This window comes from Acidimicrobiales bacterium, from assembly GCA_035533595.1.
Lineage (GTDB): Bacteria > Actinomycetota > Acidimicrobiia > Acidimicrobiales > Bog-793 > DATLTN01.
On the sequence record DATLTN010000045.1, the window covers coordinates 1 to 24,613 of the forward strand.

Sequence of the window (24,613 nt, forward strand, 5' to 3'; positions counted from 1 at the left end):
CCCGCCGCCACCCTGAGCCTGGGACCTGTAGTACTCCTCGTGGAAGGTCGTGTTCTCCGTCGAGAACTCCTTTCCGGCGAACTGCTTGAAGAGGCCCCAAGCTTTTGGATACCGGAGGGGATCGCTCATCATCTCGCTCAACAACGTGGCCTGATTGTCGGACAGGTTGCCGCTGTGAGGTTCGAAGATGTCCTCGTTGCTGGCCTTCTTCTTTCCGAAGAGGCTCAGAGGCTGAACGGCGATCATTTGGTTTGCCGCAAGAGCCGTGGTGACGGCCTGGTTGCCCGCGCTCCGCTGTAGGCGCTGGATCACCTGTGCTGGCGCCAGGTTCGAGAGGACCCCATCTCTGACGAACCGCGACGCGGCCAGTCCGTTCGCATCGGGCTCACGACGCCACAGAGGCTCGCGCCGCTGGGAAGAGAGCATTCTCTGCGACCGAAGCTGCATTATGGCTGTCGCAATCTGTCGAAGTCGGAGCGAAGCGAAGCGAACAGTAGTCCCGACACCCGACGGCGCGCGTTGCGAAGCGGTCATCGTTGGTCCTACGGCACACCGCCTGGGACCTGGCTCAAATCCGCAGCCCGCATAACGAGAACTTCCACGCTCATGTTCGGACATAGGCCTGATCTGGGGCCGACTATCCCAGTACGGGACGGGGCCGCACCGAATGCTCGGCCAAAACCCTCTGAGCCGACAGGTCGGCGGCGCCGGATTCGGCGTTCCGCGCTTCATCGCGTGTCCCAGAACACGCGGTCGATCGATCACCCAGACTCGCCCCCATGCGCCGTTACACCTGTAATCCTGGCGAGCTCGGCTCACCCGATCGAAGCGCCGACGAGGGGTCATTCGGCCACACGTGCATGCCGACCGGCCGGGCCGTGCGAGCACAGGGCGGCGCGCAACGACGGTCCGCGGACTCGGGCGCAGTCACTGCCGGCCGTCATCGACCATCCCGGTCGGGGTGGGGCGCTCAGCGGGCCTTTCGTGCCTCGAAGGCCTCGGCGACGAGCTTGCCGTTGGCCTGGCCCTTGGTGCGCCGCATCACCTGGCCGAGGAGGAACTGCGCGACCTTCAGATCACCTTCCTGGTAACGGGCCCACTCGGCGGGGTTCTCAGCGATCACCGCGTCGACCTCACCGTCGAGAGCATCGGCGCCGAGGCTCACGATTCCAAGCCGCTCTACGACCTCCGTCGGCGAACCCCCGGACTCGAGGAGCTCGGCGAGGACCGCTTTCGCCTGGGTCGCGCCGAGCTGCCCGCTGTGCTCGAGCCCGATCAGCTCGGCGAAGGACGCGGCGGGGAGCGCCCGCGCTTTGTCGGGGTGCGCCGCCGCCTCATTGGCCGCGCGAGCGAGCGCCAGGCGACCGTCGGCCCCCCCGTCGATCGCCGCCACGACGAGGTCGTCGAGGGCCAGGTTCACGACTGTGACGACCTGATCGGCGTCCGCCCCGGGGAGGCGCTCGCGCAGCCGAGCCCGCCGGGCCGCCGGCAACAGTGGCAGCGCCGCCCGCAGCGCCTCGATCTCCCCGGTCGTCGGGACGAGGGGAACGAGGTCGGGCTCGGGGAAGTAGCGGTAGTCGTCCGCGTCCTCCTTGGAGCGCAACGAGTGCGTCATCTGCTCCGCCTCGTTCCAGTGACGCGTCTCCTGCTTCACCCGCCCGCCGGAGGTGATGAGGGCGATCTGGCGCTCGGCCTCGTGCTCGATCGCCAGGCCGAGCGAGCGCAGCGAGTTGAGGTTCTTGACCTCACAGCGCGTGCCGAAGGCCTCCGTCCCGGCGGGGCGGACCGAGACGTTGGCGTCGACGCGCAGCGAGCCCTCCTCCATCCGTCCGTCGGAGGCGCCGGTCGCGACGAGGATCGAGCGCAGCTCGCTCACGTAGGCGCGCGCCCCCTCGGAGCTGCGCAGGTCGGGGGCGGAGACGATCTCGACGAGCGGGACGCCGGCGCGGTTGTAGTCGACGAGCGAGTAGTCGGCGCCGTGGATCCGCCCGCCGCCGCCGACGTGGGTGGACTTGCCCGTGTCCTCCTCGATGTGTGCGCGCACGATGCCGACCACGGAGCCGTCGGGGAGCTCGATCCGGCCGTCGATGTTGATCGGAATGTCGTACTGGCTGACCTGGTAGTCCTTCGGCATGTCGGGATAGAAGTAGTTCTTCCGGTGGAAGATCGAGGGCACCACCCGGCAGCCGAGCGCGAGGCCGATGCACATCGCGTACTCGACGGCGCGCGCGTTCAGCACCGGGAGCGAACCCGGCAGGCCGAGGCAGACGGGGCAGATGTTGGTGTTCGGCTCGTCCCCGAAGGCGTTCGGGCAGGAGCAGAAGAGCTTGGTCAGCGTCTGCAACTCGCAGTGAACCTCGAGGCCGACGACGAGCTCCCAGTCGCTGTTCATCGCGCCCCGACCGCGACCGGGCCGCGCGCCGCCGGGTCGGCCGCCTCCTCGAGCGCCGCGGCGGCGCGGAAGAGGGTCGCCTCGGAGAGCGCGGGGCCGAGCACCTGCACGCCGACCGGGAGCTCCTCCTCGCCGAGCGCGTACGGGACGCTCACCGCCGGGTGGCCGGCCAGGTTGGAGGGGATCGTGTAGAGGTCCGAGAGGTACATCTGCAGGGGGTCCGCGGTCTTCTCGCCGAAGGCGAAGGCGACCGAGGGCGCCGTCGGGGCGAGGAGGACGTCGAAGCGCTCGTAGGCGGCGCTGAAGGCGCGCGAGACGAGCGTCCGCACCCGCTGCGCCTGGGAGTAGTAGGCGTCGCAGTAGCCGGCGGAGAGGACGTAGGTGCCGAGCATGATGCGGCGCTTCACCTCCGGCCCGAAGCCGGCGGCGCGGGTGCGGGCGTTCATCTCCTCGACGCCCGGCGCGTCGACGCGCAGGCCGTAGCGGACGCCGTCGTAGCGGGAGAGGTTGGAGGAGGCCTCCGCCGGGGCGATGAGGTAGTAGGCGGCGAGGCCGTTCATCAGCTCGGGGAGGGCGACCTCGGCCACCTCGGCCCCCGCCGCGGCGAGGGACTCGGCCGCCCGGCGCAGCGCGGCCTGCGTGCGGGGGCTCGCGTCGGGGAGGAAGTCCGAGATCACGCCCACCCGCAGGCCGCCGACGCCGGCAGAGAGGCCGCCGACGATCGTGGGCGCCGGCGCGGGCAGCGAGGTGGAGTCCATCTTGTCGTGGCCGGCGATCACCTCGAGGAGGGACGCCGCGTCGGCGACGGTGCAGGCGAAGGGGCCGATCTGGTCGAGCGAGCTGGCGAAGGCGACGAGGCCGTAGCGGCTCACGAGGCCGTAGGTCGGCTTCATCCCGACGACCCCGCAGAGCGAGGCGGGCTGGCGGATCGACCCGCCGGTGTCCGAGCCGAGGGCGAGCGGCACGAGGCCGGCGGCCACCGCCGCGGCCGAGCCCCCCGACGAGCCGCCCGGGACGCGGCTCGTGTCCCAGGGGTTGCGGGTCGGCCCGAAGGCGGAGTTCTCCGTCGAGGAGCCCATCGCGAACTCGTCGAGGTTGGTCTTGCCGACGACGACGGCGCCCGCGGCGCGCACCCGCTGCACGACGGTCGCGTCGTACGGCGGGAGCCACCCCTCGAGGATGCGGGACGAGCAGGTGGTCGCGACGCCGCGCGTGCAGAGGTTGTCCTTCAGCGCGATCGGCACCCCGGCGAGGGGGCCGGGGTCCTCGCCGGCGGCGACGCGGGCGTCGACCGCCTCCGCCTCGGCGAGCGCCCGCTCCGCGGTCACCTCGTTGAAGCAGTGGAGCTCCTCCTCGCGCGCCGCGACGGCGGCGAGCGCCTCCTCGGCGACGGCGCGCGCGCTGCGGCTCCCGGCGCGCACCTCCGCGGCGATCGCGAGCGCCTGCGAGCTCGGCGCGCTCACGGCTCCTCCGCGAGGATGCGCGGCACCCGGAAGCGTCCCCGCTCCGCGGCCGGCGCTGCCGCGAGCACCTCGTCGCGGTCGAGCGAGGGGCCGACCTCGTCGGGGCGCAGGACGTTCTGCAGGGGGAGCGGGTGGTGCATCGGCGGAAGATCGGCGATGTCGAGCTCGCGGAGCGCGTCGACGTGGTCAAGGACGGCGGAGAGCTGCTCCGCGAAGGTCACGAGCTCCTCCTCGGAGAGCGCGAGGCGCGCCAGCGAAGCGATGTGCGTGACCTCCTCGCGGCCGAGGTGCTCGGCCATCAGGCGGCCGTCACCTTCTGCGCGAAGGCCACCGCCCGCGCCTCGAGCTCGGAGGCGTCCTCGTCGAGCGTGGCGACGTGGAAGCTGTGCTCGAGGAAGACCCGTTCGAAGGGGCCGGCGACGTGACCCTCGACAAAGTCACCGCCCGAGGGAGGGACGACGTGGTCGACGCGCGAGCTGAACAGCAGCACCGGGCAGGTGACCTCGCCGAGGCGGCCGGCGAAGTCCTGCAGCGCCTCGGCCAGAGAGAGGAGCGGGGCGATGGGGGTCTCGTCGTAGCCGCCACCGGAGGGGCCCGCACGGGCGATGTCCGAGCCGATGCTCGGGAACGACCGCTGCCCGGTGGCGAGCGCCTGGCCGAGGAGGGCGAGGAAGCTCGCCGCCGGGGGCTCGACGAAGGGGTTGACGAGGATGATCCCGGCGACCTCGGGGTGGCGGGCGGCGAGCTCGCAGGCGAGCGCGCCCCCCATCGAGAGGCCGGCGACGATCACCCGCTCACACGCCGAGGCGAGGGCGAGGAACTCCTCGTCGGCGGCCTGCACCCAGTCTGAATAGCTCGTCTCGGCGAGCTCCGCGGGGGTCGTCCCGTGGCCGGGGAGGACCGGCAGCTCGACGCGGAAGCCCGCGTTCGCGAAGGCCTCGGCGAGGGGGCGCATCGAGCGGGGAGAGCCGGTGAAGCCGTGCAGCACGAGGACGCCGTCGACTCCGTTCGTCGCCGAGAAGGCGCGGCTCGCCTCGTCCTCGTCGCCCTCGGCCACCATCTGCTCAATCTACCCAGCCCGGGTCGGGGCGCCGGGCGCCGTTAGTGTCGGTCTGGACGCGAGGAAACGGGGACGACGGTGGCGCGCTACGTGTTCTTGAGCCTGGAATGGATCGCCGCTGCGAAGGCGCTGCAGGCAGACGCCGGCGAGGAGCCGGCGACGGTGACGCTGCAGATGAACCTCGTCGTCGAGGAGGTCCCCTTCGGCGAGGGGACCCTCGACGCCCACCTCGACACCACCTCCGGCGCCCTCGACATCGACCTCGGCCACCTCGAGCGCGCCGACGTGCGCGTGCTGCTCGACTACGAGACGGCCAAGCGGGTCCTCGTCGACCAGGACGCGGAGGCGGCGATGAGCGCCTTCATGGCCGGCAAGGTACGGGTCGAGGGGGACATGACCAAGCTCCTCACCTACCAGGCGACGCCGCCGAACGAGCGCCAGCAGGCGCTCGCCGACGCGGTGCGGGAGATCACCGCCTGAGCGCTCAGGCGGCGTAGAGGGTGATCGCGCTCCCCGGGTTGACCTGGCTCCCCGGCGCCGGGTCGGTGGTCGTCGCCTGGGTCGCGAAGGGCGGTCCGACGACCTCGTTGACGTTCAGGCCCGCGGCCTGCAGCGTGGCCACCGCGTCGGAGATGGAGTCGCCGACGACCGGGGGGACCGTGACGAGCTGCGGCCCCTTGCTCACGAGCACCTGCACGGTGGCGCCGACGGGCACCCCGCCGCTCCCCTCCGCCGGCGTGGTCGAGATCACCTCGTTGCGCGCCACCGTCGAGGAGTAGTCGCGGCTCATCACCGGCACGAGGCGCAGTGCCGTGAGCGCCTGCTTGGCCGCCGCCCAGGTGTCACCGCCGAGCTGGGGGATGGTGCGCGGGCTCGGGCCGAGGGAGACGACGAGACGGACGCTGTGGCCCGGGACGCGGCTCCCCTTGGCGGGGCTCTGCACGATGACGATGCCCTTCGTCACCGTCTCGGAGTACGCGTGTGCGACCACCGGCACGAAGTGAGCGGCGGTCACCGCCTGCTCGGCGGTGGCGGCCGGCTTGGACTCGACGAGCGGGACGGCGACGGGGCGGGGCCCCGCCGAGAGGGCGACGTCGACGACCGCCCCCTTGCCGAGGCGCGCCCCCGCACCCGGCCGCAGCGAGAGCACCTCGCCGGCGGCGACCGTCGGCGAGTACGCCTTGCCGGTGACGTGCAGACGGAGCCCCGCGCTCGTCGCGCGGGTCGTGGCCGCGGGGAGCGGGAGGCCGGCGAGGGCGGGGACGACGTGGTTGTAGAGCACGTCGCGGCGCACGAAGAAGGCACCGCCGGCGAGCAGCGCGAGCGCCACGACGAGGGCGAGCGCCCGCCGCCCCCAGTGGCGGTGGCGGAGGGCGGGCTCCGCGCCGCCGCGACCCGCGGCGGGCGCGAAGCCGTGCTCGGTGCGGTCGTCGAGGTCGTAGAGCACGGGACGGGGCCCGACCCCCGTGAGTGTGCCCGTCGCGGGGGCGTGCAGCCGCGCCGGCCGCGGCAGCGCGCTCGTCGTGGTCGCCTCGCGGACCGGCAGCCGCGGCGGCCGGCCGAGGCCGATGAGCAGGGTGTCGAACTCCACCGCGAGCTCGGCCGCGTCGAGGCGGGCGAGCGGGTCCGAGATCGTCGCCTGCGCGAGCAGGGGGTAGAGGGGGCCGAGGCCGGCCGCCGGGGGGAGGCGCGCGCCGACGCGGGCGCGCAACGTGCCGAGGGTGCTGTCGCCGCGAAAGGGGACGTCGCCGGTGACCGCCTCGTAGAGGACGAGGGCGAGCGAGTAGACGTCCGAGCGGCCGTCGAGCGCCTTGCCCTCGGCCTGCTCCGAGGAGGCGTAGCGGGCGGTGCCGAGCACCGCGCCGGCGGGCTCGGTCCACGCCGCGTCGGCGAGGGCGCGGGCGAGGCCGAAGTCGGCGACCCGGACGACCCCCTCCTCGTCGAAGAGGAGGTTGGCGGGCTTCACGTCGCGGTGCACGAGGCCCCGGCGGTGCGCGTGCGCGAGGCCGCGCGCCGCCGCGGCGCCCACCTCGGCCGCCTGGGCGGGGCTGAGCAGCAGGCCGTCGTCGAGGAGGTCACGGAGGCTGCCGCCGGGGAGGTACTCGAGCACGAGGAAGGGCTCGCCCTCCTCCCACCCCCAGTCGTAGAGACGGACGAGGTTGGCGTGGCTCAGCGCCGCGACGGCCTGCGCCTCGGCGCGGAAGCGGCGGAGGAAGGCCTCGTCGCCACCGAGCCCGGGATGGAGGAGCTTCAGCGCCACGACGCGCCCGAGACGAAGGTCGGTCGCCCGGTAGACGTGCGCCGAGGCTCCCGTGCCGAGCGCGCCGTCTAGGCGGTAGCGGCCGGCGAGGACCCGGCCGAGCTGGTCCGTGATGGTCGACATAGGCCGCCGCAATGCTACCGCGGGGCTGTGGACAAAGTGATAGGCGTTACTCTTGTTGCACAGAGCGGGGCGTTCAGCCCCCTCCGGGCAGCTCCCCGTGCTCGAGCAGTGCGAGGAACGCGGCCTCGTCGAGGATCGGGATCCCTAGCGCCTCGGCCTTGGTGAGCTTCGCGGCTCCGGGGTCGGCACCGACGACGAGCGCGTAGGTGCGCGCCGAGACCGAGCCCGGCGACTTGCCGCCCCTGCCCGTGATCGCCGCCTCCGCCTCCTCGCGGCTGAAGCCCTCGAGGCTTCCGCTCACCACGATCGACTTGCCGGCGAGCACCTTCGCGACGCGCCCCGAGTCCTCTGGGCGGTCCGCGGCGAGGGAGACCCCCGCCGCGGCGAGCCTCTCGACGACGAGCTGGTTCGGCTCCTCGGCGAAGAAGGCGACGACGCTCGCGGCGATGATCCCGCCGACGCCCTCGATCGCCGCGAGCCGCTCGAGGGGCGCGGCGCGCAGCTCGTCGAGGTCGGCGAACTCACCCGCCAGCGCGGCGGCGACGGTCGGGCCGACGTGGCGGATGGAGAGCGCGACGAGCAGGCGGGCGAGGCCCCGCTGCTTGGAGCGCTCGATCGCCTCAAGGAGGTTGCGCGCCGAGAGCTCGGCGAAGCCCTCGAGGCCCTGCACCGTCGCCTGCTCGAGGAGGTAGAGGTCGGCGACGTCGCGCACCAACGCGCCGGTGACGAAGAGCTCGACGCGGCTCTCCCCGAGGCCCTCGATGTCCATCGCCCCCCGCGAGGCGAAGTGCACGATGCGTTGCACCCGCTGCGCGGGGCACTCGGCGTTCACGCAGTAGGTGTCGCTCTCGCCCTCCAGGCGAACGAGCTCGGCGCCGCAGGCCGGGCAGGTCGACGGGAAGCGCCAGGGGCGGCTCGCCTTCGGGCGCTGCGCGAGGACGGGGGCGACGACCTCGGGGATGACGTCGCCCGCCTTCCTCACGATCACGGTGTCGCCGGGGCGCACGTCCTTCAGGTGCACCTGGTCCTCGTTGTGCAGGCTCGCCAGCCCGACGGTCGAGCCGCCGACGAAGACGGGGGTCATGCGCGCGAAGGGCGTCGCCCGCCCGGTGCGCCCGATCGAGACCATGATCTCCTCGAGCAGGGTGGTGCGCTCCTCGGGGGGGAACTTGTAGGCGATCGCCCAGCGCGGGGCGTGGCTGGTGGCACCCGCGGCGCGCCGCAGCGCGAGGTCGTCGAGCTTCACCACCGCGCCGTCGATCTCGTAGTCGAGGTCGTGCCGGCGCTCCTCGAGGCCCTCGCAGAAGGCGGCGACCCCCTCCAGGCCGTCGAAGACGCGCACGAGGTCGTTCACCTGGAAGCCGCAGCGTCTGAGGAGCTCGAGGCTCTCGTGGTGGCTGGAGAGCGCCGCGCCGTCCGGGCCGCCGGCCCCACCGGAGTGCTCGCCCAACTGGTAGGCGAAGAAGCCGAGGGGCCGGGAGGCGGTCACCGAGGGGTCCTTCTGGCGGAGCGAGCCGGCGGCGGAGTTGCGGGGGTTGACGAACAGCCGCAGGCCCGCCTCGGCCTGTCGGCGGTTCAGCTCCTCGAAGGCCGAGATCGGGAGGTAGACCTCGCCGCGCACCTCGAGGACGTCGGGACACTCCTCGGCCGTGAGGGCGAGGTGCGCGGGGACCGAGGCGATCGTGCGCACGTTGTCGGTGACGTCCTCGCCGACGCGCCCGTCGCCGCGCGTCGCCGCCGAGACGAGCGCCCCCGCCTCGTAGCGGAGCGATATCGCCAGGCCGTCGATCTTCGGCTCCCCGACGAAGCGCAGCGGCGAGGCGGGGGCGCCGGAGCGCTCGATGACGCGCTCCAGTCGCTGACCCCACTGCAGGAGCTCGTCGGGGGAGAAGACGTTGTCGAGGCTCATCATCGGCACCCGGTGCACCACCGGTGCGAACAGCGACGAGGGGGCCGCGCCCACCTGCGCGCTCGGCGAGTCGGCCATCACGAGCGCGGGGTTGGCCTCCTCGAGGGCGACGAGCTCGCGGACGAGCGCGTCGTACTCGGCGTCGGCGATCTCGGGGTCGTCGTCGCGGTGGTAGCGGGCGGCGTGGTAGGCGACGAGGTCCCGCAGGCTCTTCAGCCTCGCCGCGACCTCCTCGTCGTCGGCTGTCGCGCTCACCCCGGCGCCTGCCCGGCAATGCCGGAGCCCACGACGCGGTCTCCCTGGTAGAGGGCGACCAGCTGGCCGGGCGCGACCCGCCGGACCGGCTCGTCGAAGGCCAGCCCCTCGCCGGTGAGCCGCGCCGGGCGGGTGGCGCCGTGCGCGCTCGCCTGCACCTCGACGGCGGCTCCGGGGGGGAGCTCCTCGCCGGTCCAGCTCCGGCGCTCGAGGCCGAGCACGCTCGCCTGCAGCTCGTCGGGGGTGCCGAGGGTCACCCGTCGCGCCGCCACGTCGAGTTCGAGCACGTAGCGGCGCTCCCCGGTCGCGACGCCGACGCCGCGGCGCTGGCCGACGGTGAGGAGCTCAATCTCCGCGACCTCGCCGAGCGCCTCACCGCTGCTCGAGACGACGGCCGCTGCGTGCAGCGGGATCCGTCCCCCGAGGAAGGAGCTGCGACCACCGAGGGTCGCGGAGATGAAGCAGACGTCCTGACTGTCGGGCTTGTCGGCGGTGCGCAGCGCCCGCCGGCGCGCCTCGCTGCGCACCTCGGCCTTGGTGAGCTCCCCGATCGGGAAGCGCGCCCTTGCGAGCTGCTCGGCGCCGAGGACGGCGAGCACGTAGGACTGGTCCTTGGCCCGGTCGACCCCCCGCCGCAGCGCCGGTGCGCCGGCGCCGTGCTCGACCCGGGCGTGGTGACCGGTGGCCACCGCGTCGAAGCCGAGGCGCTCGGCGCGGGCCTCGAGCGCCCCGAACTTCAGGCTGCGGTTGCACTCGACGCAGGGGTTCGGCGTCCGGCCCTCAGCGTGCGCGGCGACGTAGGGCGCGACGACCTCGCGCTCGAAGAGCTCCTCGTAGTTGAAGACGTGGTGCGCGATCCCGAGGTGGTCGGCGACGCGGCGGGCGTCGATGACGTCGGCGAGCGAGCAGCAGCCCGAGTCACCCGCGCCGCCCCACAGCTTCAAGGTCGCGCCGACGACGTCGTGGCCCTCCTCGACGAGGCGCGCCGCGGCGAGGGAGGAGTCGACCCCACCGGACATCGCCACGAGCACCCGCATCGCTCAATTCTCCCCCGCCGCGCCGACACCGCGGGTGAGACGGCGGTGCGCGCGGCCGACGGCGGCGGCGGCGCGCTCGATGTCGGCCCGCGTCGTCGCCGCGCCGAGGCTGAAGCGCACCGCCCGGCGCGCCTCCTCGGTGGAGCGCCCCATCGCGAGCAACACGTGGCTCGCCTCGATCGCGCCCGCCGCGCAGGCCGCCCCCGCGGAGGCCGCGACCCCCTCCTCGTCGAGCAGCAGCAGCAGCTCCTCGGCCTCCGCGTCGGCGAAGACGAGGTGGCAGATCGAGGCGACGCGCTCCACCTGGCTGCCGGTCTCGGTGACACCCGCGACCGTGCCGCGCACCGCGGCACCGAGGTCGTCGCGAAGCGCCGCGAGCGCCGCCGGCGCGGCGGTCGCCGCCGCGAGGCGCGCCGCCACGGCCATCCCGACGATGCCCGCGACGTTCTCGGTCCCGGCGCGCAGCGAGTCCTCCTGGCTGCCGCCGTCGATGAGCGGGCGGAGGCGCTCACGGGCCCCCTCGCGCACGACGAGCACGCCAACGCCCTTCGGTCCGCCGAACTTGTGGGCCGAGAAGCTGACGAGGTCGGGGGCGCCGAGCCGCTGCAGCGGGAGCAGCGGGAAGGCCTGCACCGCGTCGCAGTGGACGAGCGCCCGCGGCGCGCGGTCATGCACCGCCTCGGCCACGTCGGCGACCGGCTGGACGACCCCGGTCTCGTTGTTCACCGCCATCACCGAGCACAGCACGCCGTCGGGGCCGAGGAGGGCGGCGACCTCGGCGGGGTCGACGAGGCCGTCGCCGTCGACGGGTGCCGTCGTGGCGCCGACGCGGGCCGCGGCGCCGAGCACCGCGTGGTGCTCGACCGCGCTCACGACGACCGCCCCGGCGCGGGCCGCCGCGGCGCCCTTCACCGCGAGGTTGTCCGCCTCGGTGCCGCCCGAGGTGAAGACCACCTCCGACGCGGCACAGCCGAAGAGCTCGGCGAGCTGCTCGCGCGCCTCGTCGACTGCGCTGCGGACCTGCCGGGCGGCGCGGTGGCTGCTCGAGGGGTTGGCGAACTCGGCGCCGAGGAAGGGGAGCATCGCGGCGAGCGCCTCGGGGTGAAGCGGCGTGGTCGCCGCGTGGTCGAGGTAGCAGAGCGACGTCATCGGCTCAGTAATGGAGGTAGCAGCTCGCGGCGCTCCCCGTCAGCGGCTTGATGGTCGGCGGCGAGGCGCCGGTCGAGAGCGTCGCGACCGGGGGGGAGCGGTCGCCGTACGCGAGGAAGCCCTGGCCGGGGGTGCCGTGCGCGAACTCGAGGGAGAAGAAGCGGGTCGTCACCGAGGCCACCGCGGAAAAGGCCGTCGGGTCGCTCCCCGAGTAGGGGGGCAGGTGGTAGGCCGAGCGCAGCTCGAGGAACCATTTCGCGCTCTGGTGGACGAGCGAGTAGAGCTGGGTGGAGAGTTGCGGCGGGTTGCAGGTGTCGGTCGCGCTCTGGGTGACGAGCAGCGGCGGGCCCGCGAGGTAGGGGTCGGGGCCGCTGCTCGACTCGGCGCCGAAGGCCTGTCCCGAGAGGGCGACGACGGCGGTGAAGTGCAGGCCGGCCTCCGCGTAGTGGGCGTCGTAGGCGAGGCCGGCGACGGTCTCGGCGCCGTCGGACTGCCCGGCGAGCGCCACCTCGTTGGGGATGAGCAGGCGGTGCAGGACCCCGCAGGCGCTCGCCGGTTCGCTCGCCTCGGCCTCGATGGTGCGGGTCACGAAGCCCGTGTCGGCGGGCTGGTTCACGTCGTCGCCCTCGGTGTCGACGTTGTGCTGGGCGGCGACGGCGGCGGCGTCGGTGTCGGGGAAACGCGGTGCGGCGACGACGAAGCCGGCGCGCACCCAGCGGTCGAGGAGCTTCGCGTAGGTCGCCGGCGTCACCGCGTAGCCCTCGGCGAAGACGATCAGCGGATAGGGGCCGTGACGGATCGCCGGGTGCGCGCCCGCTGTCTCGGCGAGACCGGGGCTCCCCGAGGTCGTCGGGTAGCGGATCTCGGTCGGGATGACCCGCCCCGCGGTGCTCACCCCGGTGAGGTAGTTCGCCGTCCTGCGCGCACCGTCGGTGAAGGTGCAGCTCACGACGCCCGCGGTGAAGTGCGGCCGGGAGGCCGTCACCGCGACTCCCCCCGCCTTCGGCTCGTGGTGCAGCCTCGGCAGCACGAGCGCCAGCGCGGCGACGAGCGCGACCGCGAAGACGAGCGTGAGCGTGCGGGCGAGGCGCTGCCGGCGGCGGGGGGCCTGCCGACGGGCGGGGCCGGTCGCGGGTGCCGCCGGGCGCGCCGGTCGACGGGCCGGTCGATGCTCGGGCACGAGACCCGAGGGTACCGGAGGTGCCCGTGCCCACCGGCGCGGGCGCGCCCGCTCAGCGCGGCTGGACGACCATCACCGCGAGCGCGGCGACGAAGAGCACGCTGCACACCGCCGCCGAGCGCTCGAGGCGGCGCGCCGGCCCGAGCAGCACCGCCGCCTCGCCCTCGGGACCCTGCAGCAGCAGCCGTTGCAGCTCCGCCTCAGCGGGCCACAGGGTGCTCGTCGCGACCGAGACGGCGAGGACCCACAGCGCGAGCCCGATCCACGGCCAGGCGGCGCCGACGCCCCCGCCGTGGCCGAGCGCGAGCAGACCGCCCCCCGCGACGGGGACGAGGTAGATCGCGCGCGCCGCGAGGTTGTGACCGGGTCGGAAGTAGCGGGCGAGGGCCCTGGAGTGAAAGGGCGCCTCGCTCGTGCGCGCCTCGTGCGCGAAAGCCCCCGTTGCGGCGATCGCGCCGAATCCGGTGACGGCGGCGGCCACGTGCACCGCGAGGAGCACGTCGTACCAGACGTCACCGATGGCTGACGCGCCTTTCTGGCATAGGGGTACTACCGTAAGTGCACGTGAGGCGGCGATCGAAACGGGATCTGGGAGCTCAGTGAACCAACTCCGCCTCGACCCGCTCTCGGGCCGATGGGTCGCCGTCTCGACCGACCGCATCGCACGCACCGCCGCCTTCCTGCCGCGCATCGAGCTCCCCGCCGAGAACCGCGACGAATGCCCCTTCTGCCCCGGCAACGAGGGTGAGACGCCACCGGCGCTCGAGACCTACGGGAGCGAGGGGAGTTGGCTCGTGCGCGTCGTCCCCAACCGCTACCCCGCCTTCGAAGGCTCGCAGCCCTTCGTCGTCGACCACCGCGGGCCGGTCTTCACCGAGGCGCCGGCGAGCGGCATCCACGAGGTGCTCGTCTTCTCGCCCGACCACGAGCTCTCCTGGGGCGACTTCTCCGACGAGCAGTGCGTCCTCGTGATGTCGGCGATCCGCGACCGCGTCGAGGAGCACCAGAGCACCCCCGGGCTGCGCTACTCCCAGGTCATCGTGAACTCCGGGCGCGAGGCGGGGGCCTCCCTCGAGCACCCCCACGGCCAGCTCCTCGGCATCCCCTTCGTGCCCCGCGAGCTCGTCGACGAGCAGGGGAGCTTCACCCGCTTCGCCGGCGGCTGCCTGCTCTGCACCGCGACCGCCTCCGAGGAGCGCGCCGGCTACCGCCTCGTGCACGCGACGCCGACGGCGGTGACCTTCGCCCCCTTTTGGTCGGGCACCCCCTACGAGCTGCTGATCGTGCCGCGCAACCACGAGCCGCACCTCCACCACGCCGGCCCGGCCGACCTGGCGGGCGTCTCGATGGCGGTGCGCACCTCCCTCGCCGCACTGAAGGCCAACCTCGGCGACGTCGCCTACAACGTCGTCTTCCACGCCGCCCCGTACCGGGCCGGCGCCCCCTACCACTGGCACGTGCACATCCTCCCGAAGCTGACGACGCGCGCCGGCTTCGAGCTCGGCACCGGCGTCTACATCAACGTCGTCGCGCCCGAGCGTGCCGCGGTGGAGCTCAGCACCGCGATCGCGCAGATGGCTCAGGCGCCCGCCGACGTCGCTTCGTAGCGCCGCTCCCGCACCTGCTCGTAGGCGTAGAGCAGCTGGTCGCGGAAGCGCTGGTCGGGTGGGAGGAGCGGGCTGACGCCTGCGTCGGCGAGGTAGCCCCCGAGGAAGGCGCCGCAGTTGCGGCGCATCCAGGCGGCGGCGAGCGCTCCGGCGAGCGGCGCCTCCCGCTCCGGGCGCTGCGCGAGCGCCTCCAGGCTCACCCGCCGCAGGGCGAAGGTCATGTCCGCGAGATCCTCGAGGCACGAGCCCCGCCGCAGCGCCGAGGAGGGCGCCCCGCCGGACTCGTTGTAGAGGGGGTCGTCCCCGAAGCCGGTGACGAGCCACCCCGTCTCGCCGCGCATCACCCGGCGGAGGTGGAAGTCGCCGTGCAGCTGGATCTCCTCGCCGAGCGCGAGGCCGGCGGGGCGCTCGAAGGAGGGCGGGAGGGCCTGCGCGGTGAGCTCCCGGCGGCCGAAGGCGGTCGCCATCGCGACGTGCAGCCGTGCCGTGGTCTCGCCGAGGCGGCGCATCTCCGAGGCGAAGTCCCCGCCGGCCGAGGCGGCGGCGCGCTCGGCGTTGTCGAGGTCGACCCCACCGCTGAACTCCCCCTCCGCCTCCTCGCCGAGGGAGGCGTGGGCGAGCAGGTCGCGCAGCGACGTGAGCGCGAGCAGACGCCCCTCGAGGGCGGAGGGGAGGAACTCGCGGACGAGCGCGAGGTCGAAGTCCCCCTCGCGCCAACGACCGAGGGGTGCGGCGAGGGCGTTGAAGCCGGCCTCGTCGAGGCGGAAGAGGACCTCCACCTCGGGGCGCGGGCCACGCTCGAGGACCCGGTAGCACTTCATGAAGACCTTCTCGTCGAAGACGAGGCTGGCGTGGCTGACGAGGGTCGCGAGGGGGCGCACGAGGTGGCCCTCCACCTTGCCGCCGCTCGCCCGCTCGAGGACGAAGCGCATCAGGGCGTCGTCCGCGAGCGCGTCGTAGACGATCACCGTCGTCCCCTCGTCGTCCGCCGAGCCCATGAGGGAGCGGTCCTCGTTGCGCAGCACCCCGGCGAAGCCCGTCGCCGGCCGCCACCCGACGAGCTGCAAGAGCCACCGCTCGCCGCGGCGCAGCAGCAGCCGGGCGAGCCCCGGCTCGCCGTCGCGCAACAGCTCCACCGACTCGAGCTCGAGCGGCGCCGGCGGGTCCCCCGCGACGGCGAGCGCGTACCAGCTCTGGCGCTCGAGGTAGCCGGGCACGAGGGAGAAGAGCGTCGCCGCGTCGAGCGTCATCCCCGTCCCCCGATCTCCAACCAGTAGAAACCGTAGGGGCCGAGGGTCACGGGGTAGCCCCCGCCCGACACCGCGGGGAAACTCGCCCTCCCGATCAGCTCGATGGGCACCGCCCGCTCGAAGCGGCCGAGGCCGATCTCGGCGGACTGCGCGAAGCGCGAGAGGTTGTTCACGCAGCAGACGCTGTGGCTCCCCTGGTCGTCCTCGAAGTGGCGGAGGTAGGCGAGCACCGAGGGGTTGTCGGCGGGGAGGACCTCGATCCCGCCGCGGGCGAAGACCGGGTACTGGCGGCGCACCGCCAGCATCCGCTGCAGCCAGTGGAGGAACGAGGAGGAGTCGCGCAGCCCCGCCTCGACGTTCACCGCCTGGTAGCCGTAGACGGGGTCCATGAGCGGCGGGAGGACGAGCTGCGCGAAGTCGCCCTGGGAGAAGCCGCCGTTGCGGTCCGGCGACCACTGCATCGGGGTGCGCACCGAGTCGCGGTCGCCCAGGTAGATGTTGTCGCCCATCAGGATCTCGTCCCCGTAGTAGAGGACCGGGGCACCGGGCAGCGAGAGCAGCAATGCGTGCAGCAGCTCGGCGACGCGGCGGTCGTTCTCGACGAGGGGCGCGAGGCGGCGGCGGATCCCGAGGTTGCGGCGCATGCGCGGGTCGCGGGCGTACTCGGTGTACATGTAGTCGCGCTCGTCGTCGGTGACCATCTCGAGGGTCAGCTCGTCGTGGTTGCGGAGGAAGATGCCCCACTGGCAGCCGTCGGGGATCGGCGGCGTCTGGGCGAGGGTCTCGGTGATCGGGAAGCGCTGCTCGCGCCGCACGGCCATGAACATCCGGGGCATCAGCGGGAAGTGGAAGCACATCTGGCACTCGTCGCCGTCCCCGAAGTAGTCGACGACGTCGGTCGGCCACTGGTTGACCTCGGCAAGCAGCACGCGGTTCGGGTACTCGCGGTCGATCTCGTGGCGGAGGCGCTTCAAGAAGGCGTGCGTCTCGGGGAGGTTCTCCCCCGAGGTCCCCTCCCGCTGGAAGAGGTAGGCGGCGGCGTCGAGGCGGAAGCCGTCGAGGCCGAGGTCGAGCCAGAAGCGGAGGACGTCGAGCATTGCCTCCTGTACCGCCGGGTTCTCGTAGTTGAGGTCGGGCTGGTGATGGAAGAAGCGGTGCCAGTAGAACTGCTGGCGGAGCGGGTCGTAGGTCCAGTTCGAGGCCTCGGCGTCGGGGAAGATGACCCGCACGTCGCGGTAGGCGAGGTCGTCGTCGGCCCACACGTACCAGTCGTGCTTGGGGTTGTCGCGCGAGCTGCGCGACTCGACGAACCACGGGTGTTGGTCGCTCGTGTGGTTGATGACGAAGTCCGAGATCACCCGCACGCCGCGGCGGTGCGCCTCCTCGATGAGGCGTCGCAGCCCCTCGGCGCTCCCGCACTCCGGTGCCACCTGCAGGTAGTCGGCGACGTCGTAGCCGCCGTCGCGCAGCGGCGAGGGGTAGAAGGGCAGCAGCCACAGGCAGTCGACCCCGAGCCAGGCGAGGTAGTCGAGCTTCTCGACGATCCCGTCGAGGTCGCCGACGCCGTCGCCGTTGGAGTCGAAGAAGCCCCGCGGCAGCAGCTCGTAGAAGACCGCCCGTTCGAACCAGCGGGGGTCGTCGTCGAGGTTCCGCCAGCTCTCCGGGCCGAGGCGCGCCTCGCCGGGGAGGACGAGGTGGGGGCCGGGGGTGACGGCCCCCGCGACGGGCTCGGGAAGGCCGGGCTGCATCGCCGCTACAGCGGGGCGCGGCCCGGGGCGTGCTCGACGACCCGCTCGATGTCCGCGCCGAGGCGGGCGAGCTTGCCGACGAAGTCCTCGTAGCCGCGGTCGATGTGCTCGACGGCGCCGACGAGGGTCTCCCCCTCGGCGACGAGGCCGGCGAGGACGAGCGCCGCGCCGGCGCGGATGTCCGGGGCCCGCACCGGCGCTCCCGAGAGGCGCTCGACGCCGCGCACCACAGCGTGGTGGCCCTCAGTGCGGATGTCGGCGCCCATCCGCCGCAGCTCGTCGACGTAGCGGAAGCGGCCGGCGAAGACGTTCTCGCTCACGATCGCCACCCCTGAGGCGACCGAGAGCATCGTCACGAGCAGCGGCTTGTAGTCGGTCGCCACCCCCGGGTAGGGGAGGGTCGCGACGTCGACCGCCGAGAGACGCCCCGAGGACGACGCCCGCACCCCCGCTGGCGAGGGGTCGATCGTCATCCCCATCGCGGCGAGCTTCTCCAAGAGCATGTCCATCTGCTCGACGCGTGCGTCGGGGAGGTAGAGCTCGCCGCCGGTGAGGCCGACCGCGGCGAGGAAGGTGGCGGCCTCGACGCGGTCGGGCAGCGTCTCGTGGCGGGCCGGGGAGAGCTCGCTCACCCCCTCGATCTCGAGGCGGCTCGTCCCCGCGCCGCTGATGCGCGCCCCCATCTCGCCGAGGAAGGTGGCGAGGTCGAGCACCTCGGGCTCACGGGCCGCGTTCTCGATCACCGTCGTGCCCTTCGCCAGGCAGGCGGCCATGAGCAGGTTGTCGGTCGCGGTGTGGCTCGGGAACTCGAGGACGATGCGGGTGCCGACGAGGCCGTCACAGCGCCCCTCGACGTAGCCGTGCTCGGTCGTGAACTCGACGCCGAGCTCGGTGAGGCCGCGCAGGTGGATGTCGATCGGGCGCGAGCCGAAGTCGTCGCCGCCCGGCAGCGAGACGCGCGCCGAGCCGTGGCGCGCGAGCAGCGGGCCGAGGACGACGAAGGAGGCCCGCATCTGCTCGACGAGCTCGTAGGGGGCGACGGGGACGAGGACCTCGGGGGTGTCGATCGCGAGCGCCCCCGACGGCTCGCGGCTCACCGTCGCGCCGATCGACTCGAGGACCTCGCCCATGATCGCCACGTCGGTGATCTCCGGGACCCGCTCGAGGATCGAGCGACCGGAGGTGAGCAGCGTCGCCGCCATCAGCTTGAGGGCGGAGTTCTTCGCGCCCTGCAGCTCGACGGTGCCGGAGAGGGGCCCCGCCGGCCGCACGCGCAGGTGATCCATCACGGAACGGTACAACGCGCGCCCTACCCGGTGAGGGTGGCGCGCCGAGCGGTAACGTCGGCCCATGGACAGCGAGCGGAGGGCGCCGGACCGCAACCTCGCCATGGAGATCGTGCGGGTCACCGAGGCCGCTGCGATCGCCGCGAGCCGGTGGGTGGGGCGGGGCGACAAGATCGGGGCCGACGGGGCGGCGGTGGACGCGATGCGGTTCGTCTTCCAGACCGTCTCCGTCGACGGCATCGTCGTGATCGGCGAGGGGGAGAAGGACGAGGCCCCGATGCTCTACAACGGGGAGCGCATCGGGTCGGGGACCCCGCCCGAGGTCGACATCGCCGTCGACCCGATCGACGGCACGACCCCCACCGCCTACGGCCGCGGCGGCGCCCTTTCGGTCGTCGCGCTCGCCGAGCGGGGGTCGATGTTCGACCCCGGGCCGTGCGTCTACATGGAGAAGCTGGCCGTCGGACCGGAGTCCGTCGGCAGGGTCTCGATCGACGCGACGATCGCCGAGAACCTGCGCGCCGTCGCCGCGGCGAAGGGCTCCTCGATCAGCGAGCTCACGGCGATCGTCCTCGACCGCCCCCGCCACGCGGAGATCATCGAGCAGCTCCGCTCCGCCGGTGCCCGCATCCTGCTGATCACCGACGGCGACGTCGCCGGCGCGATCTCGACGGCGTGGCCGGACTCGGGGGCCGACATCCTCTTCGGCGTCGGCGGGACCCCCGAGGGGGTGATCGCCGCCGCCGCCCTGAAGGGCATGGGCGGGGAGATCCAGGGGCGCCTCTGGCCGCGCGACGACGACGAACGGCAGCGGGCGGTCGACGCTGGCTTCGACCTCGACCGCGTGCTCACGACCGACGACCTCGTGGGCGGCGACAACTGCTTCTTCGCCGCCACCGGGGTGACCGACGGGGAGCTGCTGCGCGGCGTGCGCTACACGAGCACCGGGGTGACGACGCACTCCCTCGTGGTCCGCTCCCAGACCGGGACGGTGCGCATCGTGCAGGCGCACCACCGCCTCGAGAAGCTGAAGCAGTTCCGCCTCATCGACCACGTCGAGGCGGCGGCGAACGGCAGCCTTCTCGCCTGAGGAGCCGGTGGCCGAACGGCGCGCCGCGCGCGGGCCGACAAGGAGCGACGCGATGGCCGACGACGACGCCGTGACGCTCGTGCTCCTCCATCCTGTCGGGCTGAACGGGAGCACCTTCTCCCTCCTCGGGCTGCACGACGCGGTGGCGCCCGACCTCCTCGGTCACGGCGGGCGCGAGCGACGCCCGGGGATGACGATGGCCGATCTCGCCGACGACGTGCTCGCGCAGTGCCCCGGCCGCCTCGACGTCGTCGGGGTCTCGATGGGGGCGATGGTCGGCCTCCACCTCGCGCTCGACCACCCGGCGCGCGTCCGCTCGCTGCTCGTCGCCTGTAGCGGCGCCGCCGCCGACCCGGCCACGATGGCGGCGCGCGCCGCGGCGGCCGAGCGCGGCATGGCCGGCGTCCTCGACGAGACCCTCACCCGCTGGTTCACCCCCGAGGCGCTCTCGCGGCGCCACCACCCCGGCGTCGAGCGAGCCCGCCAGGCGCTGCTCGCGATGGACCCCTTCGCCTTCGCCGACGGCTGGCGGGCGATCGGCGGTCACGACGTCGCCGCCCGCCTCGGCGAGCTCGACCTCCCCCTCACCTGCCTCGCTGGCCGGCGCGACCTCGCCGCGCCGCCCGAGCGCCTGCTCGCCATCGCCGAGGCGGTGAGCGGCGCGCGCTTCGTCGTCCTCGAGGCGCCGCACATCGTCCACCTGGAGGAGCCCGAGGCCTTCGCCACGGCGATCGCCGCGCACCTCGGGGGGATCGGCGATCGCTGAGCTGCGCTTCGGCGCGGTGACCTACGCGCAGCGCCTCCGCTTCGGGCGGGGACGCCTCGCCGAGCTCGGCGAGCTCCTCGACGAGCTCGGCCTCGGCGCGGTCGGCGTGCTCAGCGGACCGCACCACGCGGCGCTCGGCGCAGCGCTCCTCGAACGCCTTGGGCCGCGGGGCAGCTTCTCTTTCGGCGAGGCGGTCGAGCACACCCCCGTCGAGGTCACCGAGCGCGCCGAGGCCGAGGCGGCGCGGCGCGGCGCGCAGGCGCTCGTCGCGATCGGCGGCGGCGCGGCGATCGGCCTCGGCAAGGCGCTCTCGCTGCGCTTGCGGCTCCCCCTCGTCGCCGTGCCGACGACCTTCTCCGGCTCGGAGATGACCACCGTCGTCGGTGAGCGGCGCGATGGGGTGAAGACGACGCGCCGCGACGAGCGGGCGCTGCCGCGCGCCGTCCTCTACGACGCCGACCTCGCGGCGACGATGCCGCCGCGCCTCGCCGCGACGAGCGGCCTGAACGCCCTCGCGCACGCCTTCGGGGCGCTCCTCGCCCCCGACGCGAGCCCCTTCAGCGACCGGGACGCGACAGAGGCGATCCGGCTCCTCTCCGCCTTCCTGCCCGACGTGGTGGAGGGCGCGGGCGGCGTCGAGGAGTCGCTGCTCGGCGCGGCGCTCGCCGGCCGCTGCCTGGCGGCGACGACGATGGGCCTCCACCATCGCCTCTGCCACCTCCTCGGCGGCAGCTACGGCCTCCCCCACTCCCCGACGCACGCCGCCCTCCTCCCCTACGCCGTGGCCTGCGAGGAGGGCCGCGGCGCGGCGCGCCTCGCCGGCGCCGCAGCAGCGCTCGGGGTGCCCCCCGGCGGTGTCAGCGAGGCGCTCTTCGCGCTGCAGGCGCGGCTCGCGGCCCCCCGCTCCCTCGGGGAGCTCGGCCTACGCGCGGAGGACGTCGCGCCCTGTGCGGCCAGCGCCGCGGCGGCCGGCGGCGAGGCGGAGGCGGTCGCCGCACTCCTCGAGCAGGCGCGGGTTGGGAGATGAGCGGCGGTGGCGCGAGCATGGACGCCGTGGACGAGCAGCGGATCGCGGAGCTCACGGCGATGGTGCGCGCCCAGGTCACCGGGGGGAGCGACGCGCGCCTCGCGGAGATCTTCGACGCGCTCGTCCGCCACCTGCACGCCTTCGTCGGCGAGGTCCAGCCGAGCGACGAGGAGTGGGGGGCGGCGATCGAGTTCCTCACCCGCGTCGGGCAGTTCTGCACCCCGACGCGCCAGGAGTTCATCCTCCTCTCGGACACCCTCGGGGTCTCGAGCCTGGTGAACGTCCTCAACAGCGGGGGCGGGGAGTTCACCGAGTCGACCGTCCTCGGCCCCTTCTTCGTCGCCGGCGCGCCGGAGGTCGCCTCGGGGAGCGACCTCGCGGCGGGCGCCAAGGGGACGCCGCTGCACTTCGCCGGCGAGGTGCGCGGGCCCGCGGGGGAGGCGGTCGCCGGCGCCCTCGTCGACACCTGGCAGTCCGACACCGAGGGCTTCTACGACACCCAGCGCGACGAGGGGACGCGGCTCCGGGCACGGCTACGCACCGACGCGGAGGGGCGCTTCTCGTTCTGGTCGGTCGTGCCCTCGAGCTACCCCATCCCCCAGGACGGCCCCGTCGGCGTGATGCTCGCCGCGCAGGGGCGCCACCCGTACCGCCCTGCGCACCTGCACTTCAAGATCGCCGCCCCCGGCTACCGCGAGCTCGTCACGCACCTCTTCCCCTCCGGGGACCGCTACCTCGACTCCGACGCGGTCTTCGCCGTCGCCGCCTCGCTCGTGAAGGACCTCGAGCACCACCCGGCGGGGACCGCCCCCGACGGCCGCGTCGTCGAGGTCCCCTACGACAGCGTCGAGCAGGTCTTCGTCCTCAACACCGCGGGCGGCGCCCGCGAAGGGAGCAGCTGACATGGCCGAGGCGTTCATCCTCGACGCCGTCCGCACCCCGATCGGCCGCGTCGGCGGCGCCCTCTCCGGCGTCCGCCCCGACGACCTCGCGGGCGCGGCGCTCGCCGCCCTCGTCGCCCGCAGCCCCGAGCTCGACCCCGCGGCGATCGAGGACGTGATCCTCGGCGACGCCAACGGCGCGGGCGAGGACAACCGCAACGTCGCCCGCATGGCGGTCCTCCTCGCCGGCCTCCCGACCTCCGTGCCGGGCGCGACGGTGACCCGGCTCTGCGGCTCGGGGATGGAGGCGAGCATCGAGGCGGCGCGCGCCGTCGAGACCGGAGACGCCGAGCTCATCGTCTCGGGGGGCGTCGAGTCGATGAGCAGGGCCCCCTGGGTGCTCCTCAAGCCCGAGCACCCCCTGCCGCGCGACAACGCCACCCTCCACTCGACGACCCTCGGCTGGAGGATGGTGAACCCGAGGCTGCCCGCCGAATGGACGGTCTCCCTCGGCGAGGGCGCCGAGCTGCTCGCCGAGCGGTACCGGCTGTCGCGCGCCCAGCAGGACGCCTTCGCCCTCGCCAGCCACCAGCGCGCCGCCGCCGCCTGGGAGGCGGGCGCCTACGCCGACGAGGTCGTCCCCGTCGCGGGCAGCGAGCTCGCCCGCGACGAGTCGATCCGCGCCGACAGCACCCTTGAGCGCCTCGGCCAGCTGCGCCCGGTCTTTCGCGAGGGCGGCACCGTGACCGCCGGGAACGCCTCCCCGCTGAACGACGGGGCCGCGGCCCTCCTCCTCGGCAGCGCCGCCGGCGCGGAGCGGGCCGGCAGGGCGCCGCTCGCCCGCATCGCGGCGCGCGCCGTCGCCGCGGTGGAGCCGCAGTACTACGGGATCGGCCCCGTCGAGGCTGCGAAGACGGCGCTCAAGCGGGCCGGGATCGGCTGGGGGGACCTCGCCGTCGTCGAGCTCAACGAGGCCTTCGCCGCGCAGTCCCTCGCCTGCCTCGCCGAGTGGCCCGAGCTCGACCCCGCGATCGTCAACCCGCAGGGGGGCGCGATCGCGATCGGCCACCCCCTCGGCTGCTCGGGGGCGCGGCTGCTCACCTCGCTCGCCTGGCAGCTGCACCGCCGCGGCAGCGGCTACGGCCTGGCGACGATGTGCATCGGCGTCGGGCAGGGGATCGCCGTCGTCCTCGAGGCGGCCTAGGCACGGTCTCCCCCGCCTGCCGGCGCGGTGGTGGCCGACGGCGACTCACCGCGGCGGAACAGCCCGCTGCGGTCGGGGTGAAAGCCGTGGCGTGCGAGGAACTGCGGGCTCCGGGCATCGACGACGACGAGCTCGGCGCCGGCGCGCTCGGCGGCGAGGCGCTCGAGGAAGCCGAGCAGCTGACCCCCGACGCCCTCGCCGCGGTGCTCCTCGGCGACCTCGAGGCCCGTGACCAAGAGGGCGCCGCCGGCCGCGAGGAGGACGGCGCGGGCGACGCCCCGCCCCGCCTCGGTGACCGAGACGGCGAGGCGCTCGCCCGGCTCGTCGGTCCCGCCGGCGGGCACGTGGGTGACGTGGAACTCGAGCTCGCGCCCGCCCCTCCCGGTCACCGCCGGGCGGCCGAGACGGACCTCGCCGACGCGCCGCCAGGGGTGGTGCGCGGCGTCCACGTGCTGCTCGAGGAGGGTGAGCGCCTCGACCCGGGCGGTCGTCGCGTAGGGCGCGAGGAGGCGCTCGCCGGCGCTCACGAGCTCGGCGGGGGCACCGCTGCGCAGCGTGACGTGCGCGACGAAAGGGCGCGGCGCGCGGCCGGCGGGGGGTGCGAACGGCCCGCTCGCGAGGGCCCCGGCGAGCTCGGCGAGCTCGTCGGGGCGCGCGCCGACGGCGAGGTAGAGGACGCCGGGCGGAAAGCTCGCCGGCGGCCCGAGGGTGAGGTGAAGGGGCGAGAAGCGCCTCGCGACCGCCCGCAGGTGCTCCTCCACCGCCTCGTCGGCAGCGACTGGGACGTTCAGCGGGGGGACGAGGGTGACGTGCGGCGCGATCCGCGAGAGGTCGCGGCTGTCGAGGGCACGGCGGAGGCCGTCGATCTCGGCGGCGACGGCGCCGTCGAGCACGAGGGCGACGAGCAGGCGCCGCCGCTCGGCCAA

General features: G+C 74.0%; 22 protein-coding genes. 7 read left to right on the plus strand and 15 right to left on the minus strand.

Annotation, left to right across the window (positions count from 1 at the left end; genetic code table 11):
- The 5 genes from VNF07_08415 to VNF07_08435 all read right to left on the minus strand — a co-directional run.
- Positions 1 to 534: hypothetical protein (locus VNF07_08415; protein ID HVB06249.1), on the minus strand; the 534-nt coding region annotated here is incomplete at its 3' end.
- Positions 535 to 970: 436 nt separating this feature from the next.
- Complete coding sequence (gene gatB / locus VNF07_08420; GenBank protein ID HVB06250.1) at positions 971 to 2,392, minus strand: Asp-tRNA(Asn)/Glu-tRNA(Gln) amidotransferase subunit GatB; 1,422 nt, start codon at positions 2,390 to 2,392, stop codon at positions 971 to 973.
- A complete protein-coding gene (gene gatA / locus VNF07_08425) occupies positions 2,389 to 3,855 on the minus strand; it encodes an Asp-tRNA(Asn)/Glu-tRNA(Gln) amidotransferase subunit GatA (GenBank protein ID HVB06251.1) in 1,467 nt (488 codons plus the stop codon). Before gatA ends, gatB begins: the two co-directional genes overlap by 4 nt.
- Positions 3,852 to 4,154, minus strand: coding sequence for an Asp-tRNA(Asn)/Glu-tRNA(Gln) amidotransferase subunit GatC (gene gatC / locus VNF07_08430; GenBank protein ID HVB06252.1), 303 nt, complete (start codon positions 4,152 to 4,154; stop codon positions 3,852 to 3,854). The genes gatA and gatC overlap by 4 nt, the downstream gene beginning before the upstream one ends.
- Positions 4,154 to 4,915, minus strand: coding sequence for an alpha/beta fold hydrolase (locus tag VNF07_08435; protein ID HVB06253.1), 762 nt, complete (start codon positions 4,913 to 4,915; stop codon positions 4,154 to 4,156). Before VNF07_08435 ends, gatC begins: the two co-directional genes overlap by 1 nt.
- 78 nt (positions 4,916 to 4,993) lie before the next feature.
- On the opposite strand from VNF07_08435, the gene VNF07_08440 reads away from it, so the two are divergent.
- Positions 4,994 to 5,395: an SCP2 sterol-binding domain-containing protein gene (locus tag VNF07_08440; protein ID HVB06254.1), complete on the plus strand. Its 402-nt coding sequence runs from the start codon at positions 4,994 to 4,996 to the stop codon at positions 5,393 to 5,395.
- A gap of 4 nt (positions 5,396 to 5,399) precedes the next feature.
- Here VNF07_08440 and VNF07_08445 read toward each other — a convergent pair whose 3' ends face one another.
- From VNF07_08445 to VNF07_08470, 6 genes are all read right to left on the minus strand, one after another.
- Positions 5,400 to 7,298, minus strand: a complete 1,899-nt coding sequence (locus VNF07_08445; GenBank protein HVB06255.1) for a PASTA domain-containing protein — start codon at positions 7,296 to 7,298, stop codon at positions 5,400 to 5,402.
- A gap of 73 nt (positions 7,299 to 7,371) precedes the next feature.
- Positions 7,372 to 9,462 carry an NAD-dependent DNA ligase LigA gene (gene ligA / locus VNF07_08450; GenBank protein HVB06256.1) on the minus strand — a complete coding sequence of 697 codons (2,091 nt, stop codon included), beginning with the start codon at positions 9,460 to 9,462 and terminating at the stop codon, positions 7,372 to 7,374.
- Positions 9,459 to 10,499 carry a tRNA 2-thiouridine(34) synthase MnmA gene (gene mnmA, locus VNF07_08455; GenBank protein ID HVB06257.1) on the minus strand — a complete coding sequence of 347 codons (1,041 nt, stop codon included), beginning with the start codon at positions 10,497 to 10,499 and terminating at the stop codon, positions 9,459 to 9,461. Before mnmA ends, ligA begins: the two co-directional genes overlap by 4 nt.
- Positions 10,500 to 10,502: 3 nt before the next feature.
- Entirely contained in the window at positions 10,503 to 11,648 is a 1,146-nt protein-coding gene (locus VNF07_08460) for an aminotransferase class V-fold PLP-dependent enzyme (GenBank protein ID HVB06258.1), read from the minus strand.
- A gap of 4 nt (positions 11,649 to 11,652) precedes the next feature.
- Entirely contained in the window at positions 11,653 to 12,828 is a 1,176-nt protein-coding gene (locus tag VNF07_08465) for a hypothetical protein (protein ID HVB06259.1), read from the minus strand.
- Between the two features lie 52 nt (positions 12,829 to 12,880).
- Complete coding sequence (locus VNF07_08470; GenBank protein HVB06260.1) at positions 12,881 to 13,327, minus strand: hypothetical protein; 447 nt, start codon at positions 13,325 to 13,327, stop codon at positions 12,881 to 12,883.
- Between the two features lie 100 nt (positions 13,328 to 13,427).
- Between VNF07_08470 and VNF07_08475 the strand changes: the two genes are divergently transcribed.
- A complete protein-coding gene (locus VNF07_08475) occupies positions 13,428 to 14,435 on the plus strand; it encodes a DUF4921 family protein (protein HVB06261.1) in 1,008 nt (335 codons plus the stop codon).
- Here the strand turns inward: VNF07_08475 and VNF07_08480 are convergent.
- From VNF07_08480 to murA, 3 genes are read right to left on the minus strand one after another with little or no spacing between them, the layout of a single operon-like run.
- Positions 14,408 to 15,685: a hypothetical protein gene (locus VNF07_08480; GenBank protein HVB06262.1), complete on the minus strand. Its 1,278-nt coding sequence runs from the start codon at positions 15,683 to 15,685 to the stop codon at positions 14,408 to 14,410. The genes VNF07_08475 and VNF07_08480 overlap by 28 nt on opposite strands.
- A complete protein-coding gene (gene treS, locus VNF07_08485; protein ID HVB06263.1) occupies positions 15,682 to 17,433 on the minus strand; it encodes a maltose alpha-D-glucosyltransferase in 1,752 nt (583 codons plus the stop codon). The genes VNF07_08480 and treS overlap by 4 nt, the downstream gene beginning before the upstream one ends.
- Before the next feature lie 5 nt (positions 17,434 to 17,438).
- Entirely contained in the window at positions 17,439 to 18,719 is a 1,281-nt protein-coding gene (gene murA, locus VNF07_08490) for a UDP-N-acetylglucosamine 1-carboxyvinyltransferase (GenBank protein ID HVB06264.1), read from the minus strand.
- Between the two features lie 64 nt (positions 18,720 to 18,783).
- On the opposite strand from murA, the gene glpX reads away from it, so the two are divergent.
- The 5 genes from glpX to VNF07_08515 are packed head-to-tail and all read left to right on the plus strand — an operon-like array spanning position 18,784 to position 23,687.
- Entirely contained in the window at positions 18,784 to 19,809 is a 1,026-nt protein-coding gene (gene glpX / locus VNF07_08495; protein HVB06265.1) for a class II fructose-bisphosphatase, read from the plus strand.
- Between the two features lie 52 nt (positions 19,810 to 19,861).
- The gene (locus VNF07_08500) at positions 19,862 to 20,575 is read left to right on the plus strand and encodes an alpha/beta hydrolase (protein HVB06266.1); all 714 of its coding nucleotides are present in this window, start codon (positions 19,862 to 19,864) and stop codon (positions 20,573 to 20,575) included.
- A 16-nt stretch (positions 20,576 to 20,591) separates the two neighbouring features.
- Complete coding sequence (locus VNF07_08505) at positions 20,592 to 21,602, plus strand: iron-containing alcohol dehydrogenase (GenBank protein ID HVB06267.1); 1,011 nt, start codon at positions 20,592 to 20,594, stop codon at positions 21,600 to 21,602.
- The gene (locus VNF07_08510; GenBank protein HVB06268.1) at positions 21,599 to 22,504 is read left to right on the plus strand and encodes a dioxygenase; all 906 of its coding nucleotides are present in this window, start codon (positions 21,599 to 21,601) and stop codon (positions 22,502 to 22,504) included. The genes VNF07_08505 and VNF07_08510 overlap by 4 nt, the downstream gene beginning before the upstream one ends.
- A gap of 1 nt (position 22,505) precedes the next feature.
- Positions 22,506 to 23,687, plus strand: a complete 1,182-nt coding sequence (locus tag VNF07_08515; protein HVB06269.1) for an acetyl-CoA C-acyltransferase — start codon at positions 22,506 to 22,508, stop codon at positions 23,685 to 23,687.
- Here the strand turns inward: VNF07_08515 and VNF07_08520 are convergent.
- Positions 23,684 to 24,613 carry a GNAT family N-acetyltransferase gene (locus VNF07_08520; GenBank protein HVB06270.1) on the minus strand — a complete coding sequence of 310 codons (930 nt, stop codon included), beginning with the start codon at positions 24,611 to 24,613 and terminating at the stop codon, positions 23,684 to 23,686. The two genes, VNF07_08515 and VNF07_08520, sit on opposite strands and share 4 nt — an antisense overlap.